Here is a 15199-nt window from a genome sequence, read left to right as displayed (position 1 = left end):
CGAAGGTTACATGATATCAGCCAGACTTGGAAACTATCTCATCAAATTAGTCCCCCCATAGAACCCCCTTGAGCCATCTGGCACACTTTTCTCTTTTTGTCAAATTTTATGTTAAGAAAGATGTGACTAATGGATAGCTTATCAAGGGGGGCTTTTTACTGGTTTAAGATGTATAAGTCTGTGATATATTACAGGTTACAAGTCGCTGCGCGAGAAAAGAGATTCTAACTTCTACCCCTCGATCTACGCACTCTTTTATATCCCAACCATATGTCAGGTGAGGTAATATCAGGTGAGGTAGGTGTGCGTGTTTACTACCATCTAATAAAAAAGTTAGCTGATCATAGCTCAACCAGTCTCCGCTCCTGCGCCAACCCACCTCGTCAGCGAATTTTTTATACACATCATAATCGTATTCCCCTGGGACACCACCGCAATCCAGCCAGACTTTTTTCTGCACAGAAAAGCCAAATTTGCCGCCGCTATTATCTACCCAGAGCTTGTCAATGGTGCGTAATTCCTCACAGGGAAAGTTGTTAATGCTTTCTTCATCTAGCCAGCCTTCATCTTCCCTCTTAGCAATTAACAACATTAACCGCATCGTTTCCTCATCGGCTTCGCGCCATTGGCCATTTTTCAGATAGGTTTCTAGTTGAGTAAAGAGAGAAGTCTGTCGTCTTTGTTCTAAAAATTCCAAACCTCGACGTTTTTTAACAGGTAATTCTCGATAACATCGCTCCGCTAATCCCTGAGCTTTAGGATTATCTTCTTTATTATAGAAATACACAATAAAATCAGTCGGATTAATCAATAAAGTGGCATACATAATACAAGCCTCGTACCAGAGATTTTGCTCCCAATTTTCCTTGAGTAAATTTTCTTGCTTTAACCGTTTAACTTCCAAAGCAATTAAATAGGACTGAAAAAGATTATGGGCAAACTCATAGTATTCATCCTTTTTCAAAATTAACTCACTCACATGAATTAACCGCTCTACAAAATCCTTAGCCGAAGTGCTTTCAGGATAACCCAATTCCTGAATAAAATTTTGTATAGAACTCAGTAATTCTGAATATTCAATCGTGGTTGTATTTCCCATTTTCAGGGCTAACTGTTGTAATACCCGTTGACGATGATTTTCCTCATTATTATCTAAAATCATATCAATGCCCCTAGCTTGAGGGCGAGTGATCAATTGCAGATCAAAAATTCGGCGAAATAAATCCACTCGTTGCTGAGGTAATTTTTGTCCCGAGCCAAAGTTTGCCCGATGTAACTGTACTATCATATTTAGATTTAAGGGATTTCTCGCTAAGGCTAATAGAGTAGAACTTTCCCCGGAATCATCGAGAGCAAATAACTGATTAATTAAATCCTTTGCTTTATTGTCGGCAGCTTCTTGTTTAGCTTTTAAACTTCTGCTAACTCTGGTTTCCTGCTCTTGCCAGAAATACCATTTATACACAAAATCCTGAATATTTTTATCGGTAAATTCATTAATAAACACCTTTTGCCGAGGTTTATGCTCAGAGCTAAACGCTTGATAGCCTTTGGGACGAGAGGTTAAAATAAAATAGTTTTGGCGAAAATCTTGCCACTGTTTGCCAATCCATTGACTGACTTTTTCGGCATATTCGGGTTTAACTTCATCAAAACCATCAAACATCACTAACATTCGCTGACGGGTTAAATGACTTTTAGCCCAGTTCTGAGGTAAATCTAATTCTTGAGAAATATCTTGTTTAAGATGTCGCTCAATTAAAGTCGGTAAATCTAATCCTTCTGTGGTGGTAATCACTTCCTGCCATCTCCGTAAACGTAAAAAGACAGGAATTAAAAAAGGTGCATTTTGTTTCGGTTGTTTTAGAGCGTAGTTATAGGCTAAATGACGCAATAAAGTTGTTTTTCCTCGTCCACCAGGAGCCAGAATTAACAACCGTAAATTTGTCCTCTTTTTAGCCCGCCGCAATAAATCCCAAATATCATCCCCCGTACCTTTAGATTCTTCTTCTGAGCGCAGTTCTAATTGACTCAGATCCAAATTAATAAAAATTTCTTCTAGTTCTGGGGTAGAAAAACCAAAGATTGCATCTTCAATCCCTTCAATATCATCATAACGACAATCTGAATCCCGTAATTTAATTAAATATTTCCCGTCAGGATTAGCTAATTGCCAACGTATTTTTTCCAGTCCTTTGTCTAGCCAAACAAAAAAGCTTAAAGCTGAACCTTTACCGTGATCTTTACCTTTGGTTCTTGCCACTTCTAAAAACGCTTTACTCCAGGCTGATCCGTAGGTAAAAAAGCCCGTGACGATAAAAGTGACTCCCCCGACAATAATCGCCTTAACCGTGTCATGTTGACTAAGCCAAGTTAAGATACCTGTAATGCTACCCCCGATAATTGGAAGGGAAGGAGCGGAGGTTCGGAGTTGATGGGCAACAAAAGCAGTGATTTTTCCCGTCCAAACTTCAGCCTGTTCCTTTTCCTGGTCAAAATCTGATTCTTTTTTCTCTTCAGATTCGGATTCTTCCGGCTTTGCGGTTTTATCGTCCATAAACCCCCTTTGATCAACCTCTTCTAATTATACTAGACCCCTTGGGAGTGGTGTTATTGGCTTATAAGTAGGTAGGCGTTAAAAATTATCAGACACCCCCCTTATCAAGGGGGGAGTAAGGGGAGATTCAGGGGGGATCGGCACCCCCCTTATCAAGGGGGGCAGGGGGGATCGAACCGGAAATGTTGCTTTTTTATCCCGATGGACAAGCTTTCACTAGCTATAATCAGGAAAAACAACGAGCGGAACGATTAGCCAATAAACTGCGGGAATTAGGCCTTAATCCTGACGAAATCTAAGTTTATCTATTAATCGCAGTTTAAAGTTAATCTTTGTTAAGAGAAAAATAAAAAATAGCCATTGGGCTATAGGTATTTTCAGTATGATAAATTCATACTAAGTCCGTTGAGTGCGGATTTAGTATAATATTGTCAACATACCAAGACAAAAAAAGGTGGGACTTGCCCACCTTTATCACTAAACTATTGTCCTTTCTCCACTGCTGCCACCATCAATAAAGTCTTGAGGACAGAATCAGGATTAAGACTGATAGAATCGATGCCTAATTCCACTAAAAATTGAGCAAATTCGGGATAATCACTAGGAGCTTGACCACAGATACCGATTTTGCGATTATGGGCTTTAGCGGTTTCAATGGCCATTTTCACCATGCGTTTAACTCCCTCATTCCGTTCATCAAAAAGATGGGCAACTAGGGCAGAATCCCGATCTAATCCTAAGGTTAATTGGGTCAAATCATTAGAACCGATCGAAAATCCGTCAAACACCTGAGCAAATTGGTCGGCAAGAATTACATTACTTGGTAACTCACACATCACATAAACTTGCAAACCATCAACCCCGCGTTCGAGACCATTTTTCGCCATTTCTTCGAGGACTCTCATCCCTTCTTCGGGGGTACGACAGAAAGGAATCATCGGAATCACATTAGTTAATCCCATTTCTTCCCGGACCATTTTCAGCGCCCGACATTCCAAAGCGAAAGCCTCGCGATAATTAGGATCAGTATAACGGGAAGCGCCGCGCCAACCGATCATCGGGTTTTCTTCCTTGGGTTCAAAGGGTTTGCCACCCAATAAATTAGCGTATTCATTGGATTTAAAATCGGACATCCGCACAATTACATCTTTGGGGTAGAATGCGGCTGCAATCATGGCAATTCCCCGGGCCAATTTATCGACGAAAAATTGGGGTTTATCCTCGTAGTGTTTGGTTAATTCGGCGATTTGGTCTTTTACGTCTCCTTCTTCCAATTCGTGGAATTTCAGCAAAGCGCTGGGGTGGGCCTGAATATGGTTAGCGATAATAAACTCTAGACGAGCTAAACCGACCCCTTGGGCAGGAATATCGGCAAAAGCGAAGGCTTTTTCGGGATTACCGATATTCATCAGGATTTTTGTCCGAGTTTGGGGCAAATTGTCCAGGGGAGTTTCAAGAATTTCAAAGGGTAGCAATCCGAGGTAAACTTTCCCTTCATCCCCCTCCGCACAGCAAACGGTGACTTCCTGACCGGTTTTAATCGTTTCCGTGGCATTATTGCAACCCACGATCGCCGGAATGCCCATTTCTCGCGCGATAATAGCGGCATGGCAAGTACGACCACCCTGATTAGTAACGATCGCGCTTGCTTGTTTCATAATCGGTTCCCAGTCGGGATCCGTGCGATTGGTGACGAGAACTTCTCCCGGTTTAAAGTTGTTGATTTTATCTACACTGAGGATGACTCTGGCTTTTCCTTGACCGATTGCTGCACCTACACTTCGTCCCACCGCTAAAACTTGACTTCTTTGCTTAATTTCGTAGGATTTAAGGATATTAGCGGCTTTTTGCGATTGTACGGTTTCTGGACGCGCCTGAACGATAAAGAGTTCTCCCGTGATCCCATCTTTTGCCCATTCGATGTCCATGGGGGTGTAGGTTCCGCGCACTTGCGAGTAATGTTCCTCGATTTGGGTCGTCCAACGGGCTAAAGTGAGGATTTCTTGGTCACTAATGCAGAATTGATCCTGTTCTAGCTTGTTAACTCGGATATTCTTGGTTAGACGCGATCCTCCATCATCGTAGATCATCTTGATGGCTTTACTGCCGAGGCGTTTGTCGAGGATGGGTTTGTAACCGTTTTTAAGAGTGGGTTTAAAAACCAGATATTCGTCGGGGTTAACGGCTCCTTGCACGACATTTTCCCCTAAACCGTAGGCTGCGGTGATTAAAGTGGCATTTTTGAACCCTGTTTCCGTATCGATGGAAAACATCACCCCGGAGGTGGCTAGATCTGAACGCACCATTTTTTGGACACCGACGGAAAGGGCGACGGCAAAGTGATCGAAACCGTTATGATGACGGTAGGAAATAGCGCGATCGGTGAATAAAGAGGCAAAACATTTATGGCAAGCTTCTAAAACTCCCCTTACCCCTTGCACGTTGAGATAGGTTTCCTGTTGTCCGGCAAAACTCGCTTCTGGTAAGTCTTCGGCGGTGGCGCTTGAGCGAACGGCCACATCGATGGAATGATAGAGATCATCGCCATAACGTTCACAGAGTCGGCGATAGGCAATAGCGATCGCATGACTTAAATCATCGGGGAACGGTGTATTTAAGATTAATGTGCGCGCTTGTTTACCTTTTTCTTGCAAGTTCTGCACATCATTTTCGTCTAAATCTTGGAAAATTTGTCTTAATTGTGCGTCTAGTCCGGCTTTTTCGACAAAGTGACGGTAAGCGTAAGCGGTGGTGGCGAATCCTGTGGGTACATTAATCCCTTTCGGGGTTAATTGTTGGATCATTTCGCCTAATGAGGAGTTTTTCCCACCGACTAATCCTACATCTTTGCTGTCTACTTCTTCAAACCACAGAATTAATGCTTGTTCTCTAGAGGTTCTCGCAACATCTTGTAGTAGCATCATAAGTATTTTTACCTCTGTACTTTATACTTTCAGTTTAGCGACATACCATCTTCAAAAACCCTTGAGTTTGATATTTATTTACAAAACTCTATAATAGCAAACTCAGCCACAATCACCCTATCTCTAAAGGGTTTAATTGTCTAGCTACTTAACACAAAAATTAATACTTTAGTTGAGAGAATGACTCGATTATTTATTACTCTCCAGCTTGTTTTAAAGCGAAACTAATGACCCTTGCACTAATTCTTATGCCTCGATTTTGCATTCGAGTTATGGCTAATTTAATTGAAATTGGATAGCCTTCTTGCTTGGCACGAAGTAATACTAAATCCGTTGAGTATAGGCTACATATCAGGACAGGCACTCATGCAAGAGGCAAAACGGAGAATAAATAATCAGTTTTTAATAACCGGATTTAGTATTAAAGGTGAGGTATTAATCACAATACGTTCAGTTTTAGGCATTTTCAAAGTCTGATAATAGTTCTTCTTCTGTTAAGTCAATCATCCCTACGCCAAAATCGGTCAATTTCACTAAAAAATTAACCCTATCCACTCCTAATAAATTGGCAGCCATACCCGATGAAATACGTTTCATCTCAAAGAGTTTTACTACCATAGCCCAGGTTGCTTCTCTCTCGAATTCCTCGCGGGTTTTTTGAAGAAAGTCGGGTAAATTTTCAGGATAATTTATTGTGAGTTGTAAAGTCATATCTCGTGCTATATTTGTCTCATTTTTTTAGGTTGGATTTCACCTAGTTTAGCTCCATCCAACCTAGATTTATTTATAGTTGTGTAATGGTGACATCAACAGTTTTAACCGTGGTTCCCAAACTGGATAAAGGAGGTTGAATTTCCTGTTCATTACCCACTACTAGAGTCACAATTTGATTCGGTTGCAGATATTGTTGGGCCACTCGTTGAATATCGGCAATTGTCACCCCTTTTACCGCTTGTTGATAACGGAAGATAAAATCTTGGGGATAACCATAGTATTCATAGGTCATCAATCGCGATAAATTTTGAGCAGGTTTCTCAAACTTAAAAACAAAAGAATTGAGAATAGCATTTTTAGCATCTTCCAATTCTTTGGCAGTAACGGGTTGATTGCGAAGTCGCTCGATTTCGCCTAAAATTGCCTTAATAAAAGGCACGGTAGCATCGGTGCGAGTTTGACCTCCAGCAATAAATAAACCGGGATAATCATAACGACTATTCCAGATACCATAGACAGAATAAGCTAATCCTTGACGGGAACGCACTTCATTAAATAAACGACCACCAAAACCGCTTAAAATCTCATTTAATACCGTTAAAGCGGGATAGTCGGGACTATCCAAACGACCCCCAAGATGACCTAATAAAACGCTACTCTGGGTTAATTGGGGTTGATTGACAACAAAGACACCTTGAAGATTTTTTTGGGTTGCAGAAGGGGTGACAATTTTAGGGGCAGTTGCGGGATTTTTCCAATCACTAAAAGTCTTATTGATTAATGCTTTCATCGACTGAGAATCAAAATCACCGACAATTCCTAAAATTATTTGGTCGGGACGGACATAGGTACGATAAAAATCGATTAAATCCTGACGGTCAATATTAGCTAAAGTGCTATATTCTACAGTACGAGCGTAGGGGCTATTATCACCATAGACTAGCTTTTTAAACTCCCGACTAGCAATATCATCGGGATCATCATTACGTCGGGCAATCGCCCCTTTTTCCTGAACTTTAGCTAATTCTACCCTCTGACTTTCAAAAGCTGGGGAACGCAAAACCTCGGCAAAGAGATTAAAAACTGTTTCTAAATCTTCACTAAGAGCGCTAAAACTAGCAGTTCCAGCGTTAAGATCGATCGAGGTTTCTACTAGGGCTGCTCTTTGTTCTAATAATTGATTTAAGACATTGGAAGGATGTTTTTCCGTGCCACCACTACGCAGCACGGTTCCAGTAATATCGGCTAATCCGACTTTTTCCCCGGATTCTAATCTCCCTCCTGTCCGAATCATCGCCGTACCACTTACTAAAGGTAGGTTCCGATCCTCCACTAAATAAACCACCATACCATTATCTAGTTGATAGCGCTCGTATTGGGGAACTGTAACTTCAGGAAGGGGAGGAAAAGTTAAATCGGTAAAATGTCGCGGGGTTTGGGCAATTGCCGGGGAACGAAAAGCTAGGACACCTATCAGGGTGATCAGGATTAAACCTAGCCATTGTAAGCGTTTTTTCATGATTATATTTATTTTAGGTTTTGGGTGTTAGGGTGTTAGGGTGTTAGGGTTTTAGGGTGTTGGGGTTTTAGGGTGTTGGGGTGTTGGGGTGGTCACTGCGTGCGCGTTGCGGGGGGTGATGGGGTTTTAGTTGAAATTCGCCCACTTCCCCACTTCCCCCATTCCCCCACTTTCCCCACTTCTCCACTTCCCCCATTTCCCCACTTCCCTATCTCCCCATCTATCTATTTCGGTAAAATTCGGCCAATAGTGCGATTTTCGGGGGTAAAAGTTTCTTTAGCCACCCGTTGAATATCGGCTGCGGTGACAGCATTATAAGCATCTAATTGGGCGAATAAATTACGCCAATCGCCGGTTTTTACCTCGTATTCAATCAAGGATCGCGCCATGCCCATGTTAGAATCAAGACCTCTTAATAGGGCTGCCCGTAGTTGATTTTTAACCCGTTCTAATTCCTGTTCCGAAACCGGTTCATTTTTCAATCTTTCCAATTCCCAATTCAAAGCCTGCGCTACTTCCTCCACACTGGCATTAGGAGCGGTAAGAGCATAGAATAACAGCAAATTCGGGTATTTATCTCCCGGAAAGCCGTTAAATCCCTGAGCAGCGAGGGCAAGTTGTTTGTCCTCCACTAAAGCTTTATACAGTCGCGAAGTTCTTCCTTCACTCATTAAAGTGGCGATAACCTCGTAAACCGCATGATCGGGATGATTGAGGGCGGGACGATGGTATCCTTCTAAATACCAAGGCTGCGAGGCTAATTTTAGGGTAATTTCCTTTGTTTTGGTTTGGTCCGGTTCCACTACTGTCACCTGTGGGGGTTTCGGTTTAGCGGGAAAACGACCAAAATAAACCTTAGCTAACTGTTTGACCTGTTCTGGGTCCACATCCCCGGCGATAGCTATGGTTAAATTACTGGCAGCATAAAATTTATCGAAAAAGTTTTGGATATCTGAGGGTTCCAGATTGCGAATATCTCGATCGTAGCCGATAACGGGACGTTTGTAGGGATGGACAGTATAAGCTTGATCGAGAAAAGCTTCGATTAATAAACCCAAGGGGCTATTATCCGTCCGCATCCGTCTTTCTTCCAGAATTACGTCTTTTTCTTTGTAAAATTCCCGTTGGAACACCGGTTCTAAAAATCGTTCCGATTCCAAAGACATCCACAATTCCAATTTATTCGACGGGAAGCTGTAAAAATAGCTAGTTGCATCGCTGGAAGTGGTGGCATTTAAACCGACTCCCCCCTGAGTTTCGACGATTTGCCCGTATTCGTTGCGTTGGACGAATTTCTCGGACTCTGCCTTAGTTTTTTGAAATTCTTCCGTTAATTTAGCCACTTCTGCGCTTTTACCCGCTTTTTTGGCCGCTTGCAGTTCTTTGTCTATAGCTTCAAGGCGATCGAGGACTTTTTTCTCGCTAAGATAATCGGTAGTACCGATGGTTTTTGTGCCTTTAAAGGCTAAATGTTCCAAAAAGTGAGCAACTCCTGTTTTACCGTCCGGTTCATCGGCACCTCCCACATCCGCATAGGTGACAAAGGAAATAACCGGGGCATCGCGATTTTCTAGGATAATGAATTTTATTCCGTTATCGAGGCGAAATTCGGTAATTTTTTGTTGAAATTGCTTAAGGTAGGGGGTAATCGATTGCACATCGGCTGATTGCTCTTTCGCTTGGGCAAGAAGGGGTGAGAAACTCCCAAAACCCCAAAACAAAAGGAAAGCGACCCAAAAGCCGATTACAGCCCGATAATAGGGGTTATTTTTAATGATCATAGATAGTTTTATCAGGTATCGTGGGAGCGAGAGATCGATCGCTATCTTCGATCTTAGCAGTCGATTGTCAGGAGATGGGAAGTGGGAAGTGGGAAGTGGGGAAGTGGGGAAGTGGGAAGAATAAATAAAAATAATTTCCTGACTCCTGACTCCTATCTCCTGACTCCTGTGTTTTAGACAAAAAATCTCCCCCTAAAGAGGAGAGAAGTCAAAAAAAGCACGAATAACAATGGGGGGAGGCGATTTTTATAGGTCGCCACCACGAAAAGCTAGTAGGAAAATGACAAAGGGGCCAGCTAACATGATTAGCGCCACGAAGGTGAGTTGAAAAATGGGTTCTAAATTGAGAGCCGCAAATAATTCCATGATGTCTCCTAACCTGTTTACAATGATTGTGAACTACTCTCAAGGTCGTTGAGAGCTTCCTGCTTCAATGGGATGCGCTTTCTACCTCGAAAGATAGCAAGTCTTACCTTCCCGACCTAGGCTGGAGTCCTAGTTCCTAAGACCCATACTTTTTCTTGCAACACGACCCTTTGAGCTTGTTTATCGCATAAGGAATAGTGGTCAAGATATATTTGTTAGAGCATCGGTTTTTGAGAATTGTCTATATACTGGTGAGCATTCATCCCTGTTGGTGAGCTTGTCGAACCATCGCACTAAGCGCGAGGGACTTCTGCTGACACTAAGTTAAAGGCTAATCTGGTCAAAACCATTGTCTATCATACAGGGGATGATTCGCTGGTTTTCCTGATTCGATACAAAAATACATAAAGTTTTGTTGCAATTCTGAATTTTCCCGCTTTCCTATTTCCTTCCCACTAGGGGCAATCTCAATGTTCAACTCTCTGGCCACATCTCCCGACTCGTTAACCCGGATTTATACTGGTTTTCAGGCACTCTCGGATCCCCTGCGACTGCAAATTCTGCAACTTTTGCGACATCAGGAATTATGCGTCTGTGAATTGCGCGACCATCTTGATATCGCCCAATCTAAATTATCTTTTCACCTAAAAACGCTAAAAGAAGCCAATTTAGTCCGCAGTCGTCAAGAGGGTCGTTGGATCTACTACAGCCTAAATCTATCTCAATTTCTTCTCCTAGAAGAATATCTATCCGAATATCGTCGTTTTAGTTCCCTCGTCCCCGCTCGTTTCTGCGAGGAAAATAAGTAACCAATCAAGATTTTTAGAAATATTAAAGCTTTATAACTAGCTTTTCCTCTTGACATATCAACTTTTTTTGAAATAATAAAGGTGGATTACCCAATCTCCCATTATTCTCTTTCCACCTTTGTGCGATGACTAATCAAATCAATCCTAAAGCCGCCAAAGCTGGCGGTAGTCTTAGTATTTTTGAAAAATACCTTACCCTTTGGGTTATTTTCTGTATTTTGGCGGGAATTGCCCTCGGTCGGTTATTTCCGGACGTAGCGCAGACTTTAGATGCCATGAGTATCTATAACGTTTCTATTCCGATCGCCATCTGTCTTTTCTTCATGATGTATCCGATCATGGTTAAGATCGACTTTTCTCAAGCTCTTCGGGCTGCCCGTACTCCCAAACCAGTTATTTTAACTTTAGTGGTTAATTGGCTGATCAAACCCTTTACCATGGTGGCGCTGGCTCAATTTTTTCTCGGCTGGCTGTTTCTGCCTTGGTTGAGTCAAACGGAGATTATCCGAGGACAGACGGTAAGTTTAGCTAGTTCCTACACTGCTGGAGCTATTTTACTAGGAATTGCTCCCTGTACGGCCATGGTCTTGATGTGGGGCTATCTTTCCTACAGTAACCAGGGTCATACCCTAATTATGGTAGCAGTCAATTCCCTAGCGATGCTTTTTCTCTACGCTCCTCTAGGTAAATGGTTACTGGCAGCTAATAATTTTGTAGTCCCCTGGCAGACCATTGTTTTTTCTGTGTTAATCTACGTTGGTTTACCGCTTATTGCCGGTATCTATAGCCGTCACTGGATTTTTAAACATAAAGGACGGGCCTGGTTTGAATCGCGTTTTCTTCACTATCTCAGTCCTGTGGCAATCACTGCCTTATTGTTAACCTTAATCCTCCTCTTTGCTTTCAAAGGCGATTTAATTGTTAGTAATCCCCTGCATATTTTCCTGATTGCTATTCCCCTGTTTATTCAAACTAATCTGATTTTTTTTCTTAGTTATGTGGCCGCTCTCAAACTCAATTTAGTTTACGAAGATGCGGCTCCCGCTGCTTTAATTGGTGCTAGTAATCATTTTGAGGTAGCGATCGCCACTGCGGTGATGTTATTCGGATTGAATTCGGGGGCTGCTTTAGCGACAGTAGTGGGGGTATTGATTGAAGTACCTGTGATGTTAATGTTGGTAGAATTCTGTAAAAAAACCGCCTTTTGGTTTCCCAGAGATCCAGAAAAAGCCACCCTTCTCGATCCTCGTTGCTTGAGTCCTTACAAATAATTATTCACCATGATCCAATCGACTCACAAACCGAGAATTCTTTTTCTGTATGGCTCTTTACGGCCACGTTCCTACAGTCGTTTACTAGCAGAAGAAGCGGCCAGAATTATCACTGAATATGGGGCAGAAGTGCGCTTTTTTGATCCGCGTGAATTGCCGATTTATGGCAGTGTTCCCGATACTCATGCCAAAGTACAGGAATTACGAGAATTAAGTCAATGGTCTGAGGGTCAAGTCTGGTCATCTCCCGAACTTCACGGCAATATTAGCGGCATTATCAAAAACCAAATTGATTGGATTCCCTTAAGTATTGGTGCGATTCGTCCCACTCAAGGCCGCACTTTAGCAGTCATGCAAGTAAGCGGAGGTTCCCAATCTTTTAATGCGGTTAATACTCTGCGAATTCTTGGTCGTTGGATGCGAATGTTTACTATTCCTAATCAATCTTCGGTGGCTAAAGCTTATCAGGAGTTTAACGAGGATGGCACGATGAAAGATTCCCCCTATCGAGATCGGGTTATTGATGTAATGGAGGAACTTTATAAGTTTACTATTCTCCTGCGAGATCAGGTAGATGATCTGACTGATCGCTATAGTGAAAGGAAAGAAAAAGCCGCCCAAGAAATAGCCACAATTGCCCATAAAGCTATTAATTAAATCAATTTCTAGGAGTTAAAATCATGAAAAAAGTTATGTTTGCCTGTAGAAAAAATTCCTGTCGTTCCCAAATCGCCGAAGGTTTCGCTAAAACTTTAGGCGCGGGTAAAATTGCCGTCACAAGTTCCGGATTAGAAGCGGCCAAAGTTCACCCCGGAGCAATCGAAGTTATGCAGGAAATTGGTATCGATATTACTGACCAAACTTCTAAACCAATTAGGGATTTTAATCCCGAAGATTACGATGCCGTTATCTCCCTATGTGGTTGCGGTGTCAATCTGCCGGAAGGATGGGTTTTACAGGAAATTTTCGAGGATTGGTTAATTGATGATCCCGATGGTCAACCTATCGAAACTTTTCGCCGAGTTCGCGATGAAATTAAGGCTAAAGTTATCGGATTAATCGAGCAGTTAAGTAGGTAGTTGTTAAAAGTTGTCAGACACCCCCCTTATTAAGGGGGGATTAAGGGGGGATCCCCCCGCCTATCGGCACCCCCCTTATCAAGGGGGGCAGGGGGGATCAGAGGGAAAATCTATTTTTAATTTAATTATAACTACTTACTTAAGTTAATTTCCCAAAAAAATCTTCGGCTCTCTTGTGGTTTGTGTGATAGATTTACTGATCGAATCTGTCTTCCTCTCTGTGTTCTTTGTGTCTCTGTGGTTTATCCAACCCAGCTAAACCAAGAGAGCCTTTTTTTCTAGCTTATCCCTTGGGGGAGAAAAATAATAAGGGGAACCACAGTTGATGAAGAATATCTTCATTAATCCGACGCACGGCTAACCATTCCAACATATTAGAACGATGGCAGGTGGCCACAGCGATCGCACTGATATCGTTTTCTTCTGCTGCCGTCAAAACTTCTAATACAGGTGTTCCTGATCGCACTTCGCTCTGTACTTGCAAACCGAGTTTTTCTAGTCGCGCTTGCACCGATTCTAATTCCCGACGGGCATCATTTAAACGGTATTCGGTGACACCGGGATCGCGACTGATATTTTCCACTACCCGGAGGAGAAGACATTGCTCAAAAGAGCCAGGGGAGCGAGTTTGAGCGTATTTTTCTATCTGTTCAATTAGATAAATCGCGTCGGGACTGCCATCGTAGGGAATTAATAAATGTTTCCAGAGATGCTGACAGCGCAGGGCTAATTCATCGTGAGTATAAACTGATAATAATTGCGGTCGGAAAATCAGCAGCGGAATATCGGTAATACCTGCGATCGCTAAACTGGTACTACCGAATAATTTTTCTTGGACAGCACCGCGCATGGGATTTCCCATCAAAATCACGTCGATAGAGTGATGAGCGAGGATTTCCCGCACGGCATCCACGGGACGACGGTTAGAGATTTCGACAATAACTGTCATACCTGCGGGAATATTTGCTAAAGCTGGGGATAATTTTTCTTTGGCTGCGTCAATTTTCGCTTGATCTACGGCAGCTAGGGTGGGTTGTTCCCAAACTGGAATACTGTGGAGGAAGATAACTTGTTTTAAGCCGCTCAGGGCTAAGTGTGGCACACAATGGACAAGACGATGGAGACCATCGAAAAGATCTGTACAGATCAAAGCGCGCTCGAACATAAATTAACCCCTAGCAATTCGGTTATCCTTCCCTAAGAATAGCTAAAAAGGTGAAGAAATGCGCCCCGCATCCCTAGCTCGTTTCCGCAGAAACCCAGCTGGAGAAAGAGGTCGCCCGCAGGGGTGAAATGAGTTATTGGGAAGCCCAGGGATTAGAATCTAGACCCCACTGGTGTTTGAGAAAAGCTTTGTACATATTTTCTCTGACCATCATTTGTTCGTAGAGCTTGATCAGGAAATCCTGCGCTTGCTCCTGACTCATTTTTTCTACCTGAGTCTGAAAAGAACGAATGTTGAACTGTTGTTCTAAGGAAAGTTCGATCGGTTGAGACATGGTGTTCCTCCTCGATGAAGACAGTGGTTGATAACAAGCGAGATGGGTGATGGGTATCACCTTTTTTAACTAATGTAACAAATACTTGACAAAGTGTCAATGTATCTGTAAAGGGGGTTTTGCTTTTTCCCTCCCGTTAGCTAGGATACCCCGCCGCCAAAAGGAAAGAAGCATATAATGATACATTTAGCAAGAGTTTTAATAAAATTTTGCTTACTGTGAACAAATACTTAAGTAGTTATACTTATTTTTTCCATGGCAGCCCGGAGCGAGAGAAAATATTTGACAAATTGTGTAAACATTCTGTAATAATCGAAGAGAGCGACATAAATCGGGTAAGTTGAATGGTTAGCCCTGTTAAAAGCTAAAAACGTAACCCCTAGATTCCGTCCCTCTCGTTGAAATCGTTAAGGATAGTCGAAATTGACGGCCACAGCCGCTATCGTGCAGAAACTACAAGCTTATCGCTGGGAAACATCCTCCTTAGCTCTGTTTGCCTTAAAAAAATCAGGATACAGGCACGGAATGTCGCACAAGTTTTTACCTAAAATGTCGGATGAATGCCCCCGCTACATTTTTCGACAAGATACTCAGCTTTGCGGGGGATGAAATCCGACCAGAATATCAACCGCAGAGCATCGGTTTAATTCCACCATCTGTGGGTAAACTGTGTTATAATT

Annotated in this window: 13 protein-coding genes; 4 read left to right on the top strand and 9 right to left on the bottom strand. The window is 42.5% G+C overall.

The window, feature by feature from the left end; genetic code table 11:
• Positions 1-163: 163 nt before the first annotated feature.
• The 7 genes from O9300_RS02995 to psb30 all read right to left on the bottom strand — a co-directional run bounded on the left by O9300_RS02995 (position 164) and on the right by psb30 (position 9861).
• On the bottom strand, positions 164-2557 hold the full coding sequence (locus tag O9300_RS02995; protein ID WP_287969963.1) for a GUN4 domain-containing protein: 2394 nt from the start codon (positions 2555-2557) through the stop codon (positions 164-166).
• A gap of 482 nt (positions 2558-3039) precedes the next feature.
• Positions 3040-5481, bottom strand: coding sequence for a phosphoenolpyruvate synthase (ppsA, locus tag O9300_RS02990; RefSeq protein ID WP_272081908.1), 2442 nt, complete (start codon positions 5479-5481; stop codon positions 3040-3042).
• A gap of 196 nt (positions 5482-5677) precedes the next feature.
• Positions 5678-5845, bottom strand: a complete 168-nt coding sequence (locus O9300_RS19395; protein ID WP_353845536.1) for a DUF3368 domain-containing protein — start codon at positions 5843-5845, stop codon at positions 5678-5680.
• A 92-nt stretch (positions 5846-5937) separates the two neighbouring features.
• Positions 5938-6192: a UPF0175 family protein gene (locus tag O9300_RS02985; protein WP_287969959.1), complete on the bottom strand. Its 255-nt coding sequence runs from the start codon at positions 6190-6192 to the stop codon at positions 5938-5940.
• A gap of 73 nt (positions 6193-6265) precedes the next feature.
• Positions 6266-7714 carry a M16 family metallopeptidase gene (locus tag O9300_RS02980; protein WP_287731462.1) on the bottom strand — a complete coding sequence of 483 codons (1449 nt, stop codon included), beginning with the start codon at positions 7712-7714 and terminating at the stop codon, positions 6266-6268.
• 224 nt (positions 7715-7938) lie between these two features.
• Positions 7939-9495 (bottom strand): M16 family metallopeptidase, encoded by a 1557-nt coding sequence (locus O9300_RS02975; RefSeq protein ID WP_287969957.1) that lies wholly within the window; start codon positions 9493-9495, stop codon positions 7939-7941.
• 246 nt (positions 9496-9741) lie between these two features.
• On the bottom strand, positions 9742-9861 hold the full coding sequence (gene psb30 / locus O9300_RS02970) for a photosystem II reaction center protein Ycf12/Psb30 (RefSeq protein WP_002736367.1): 120 nt from the start codon (positions 9859-9861) through the stop codon (positions 9742-9744).
• A 470-nt stretch (positions 9862-10331) separates the two neighbouring features.
• On the opposite strand from psb30, the gene O9300_RS02965 reads away from it, so the two are divergent.
• The 4 genes from O9300_RS02965 to arsC all read left to right on the top strand — a co-directional run bounded on the left by O9300_RS02965 (position 10332) and on the right by arsC (position 13020).
• Positions 10332-10670, top strand: a complete 339-nt coding sequence (locus O9300_RS02965; RefSeq protein ID WP_287969955.1) for an ArsR/SmtB family transcription factor — start codon at positions 10332-10334, stop codon at positions 10668-10670.
• A gap of 125 nt (positions 10671-10795) precedes the next feature.
• Positions 10796-11941 (top strand): ACR3 family arsenite efflux transporter, encoded by a 1146-nt coding sequence (gene arsB, locus O9300_RS02960; protein ID WP_287969953.1) that lies wholly within the window; start codon positions 10796-10798, stop codon positions 11939-11941.
• A 9-nt stretch (positions 11942-11950) separates the two neighbouring features.
• A complete protein-coding gene (gene arsH, locus O9300_RS02955; RefSeq protein WP_287969951.1) occupies positions 11951-12598 on the top strand; it encodes an arsenical resistance protein ArsH in 648 nt (215 codons plus the stop codon).
• 23 nt (positions 12599-12621) lie between these two features.
• Positions 12622-13020, top strand: coding sequence for an arsenate reductase, glutathione/glutaredoxin type (gene arsC, locus O9300_RS02950; protein WP_159292536.1), 399 nt, complete (start codon positions 12622-12624; stop codon positions 13018-13020).
• Between the two features lie 283 nt (positions 13021-13303).
• Here arsC and O9300_RS02945 read toward each other — a convergent pair whose 3' ends face one another.
• Together O9300_RS02945 and O9300_RS02940 are read right to left on the bottom strand one after the other, a co-directional pair.
• Entirely contained in the window at positions 13304-14185 is an 882-nt protein-coding gene (locus O9300_RS02945) for a universal stress protein (RefSeq protein WP_287969949.1), read from the bottom strand.
• Between the two features lie 133 nt (positions 14186-14318).
• On the bottom strand, positions 14319-14519 hold the full coding sequence (locus O9300_RS02940; protein WP_002791926.1) for an NblA/ycf18 family protein: 201 nt from the start codon (positions 14517-14519) through the stop codon (positions 14319-14321).
• Positions 14520-15199: the final 680 nt, after the last annotated feature.

This window comes from Microcystis sp. LE19-195.1E, assembly GCF_027532095.1.
In the GTDB taxonomy this organism is placed as follows: domain Bacteria; phylum Cyanobacteriota; class Cyanobacteriia; order Cyanobacteriales; family Microcystaceae; genus Microcystis; species Microcystis aeruginosa.
This window is presented reverse-complemented; position numbering and strand designations above follow the sequence as displayed.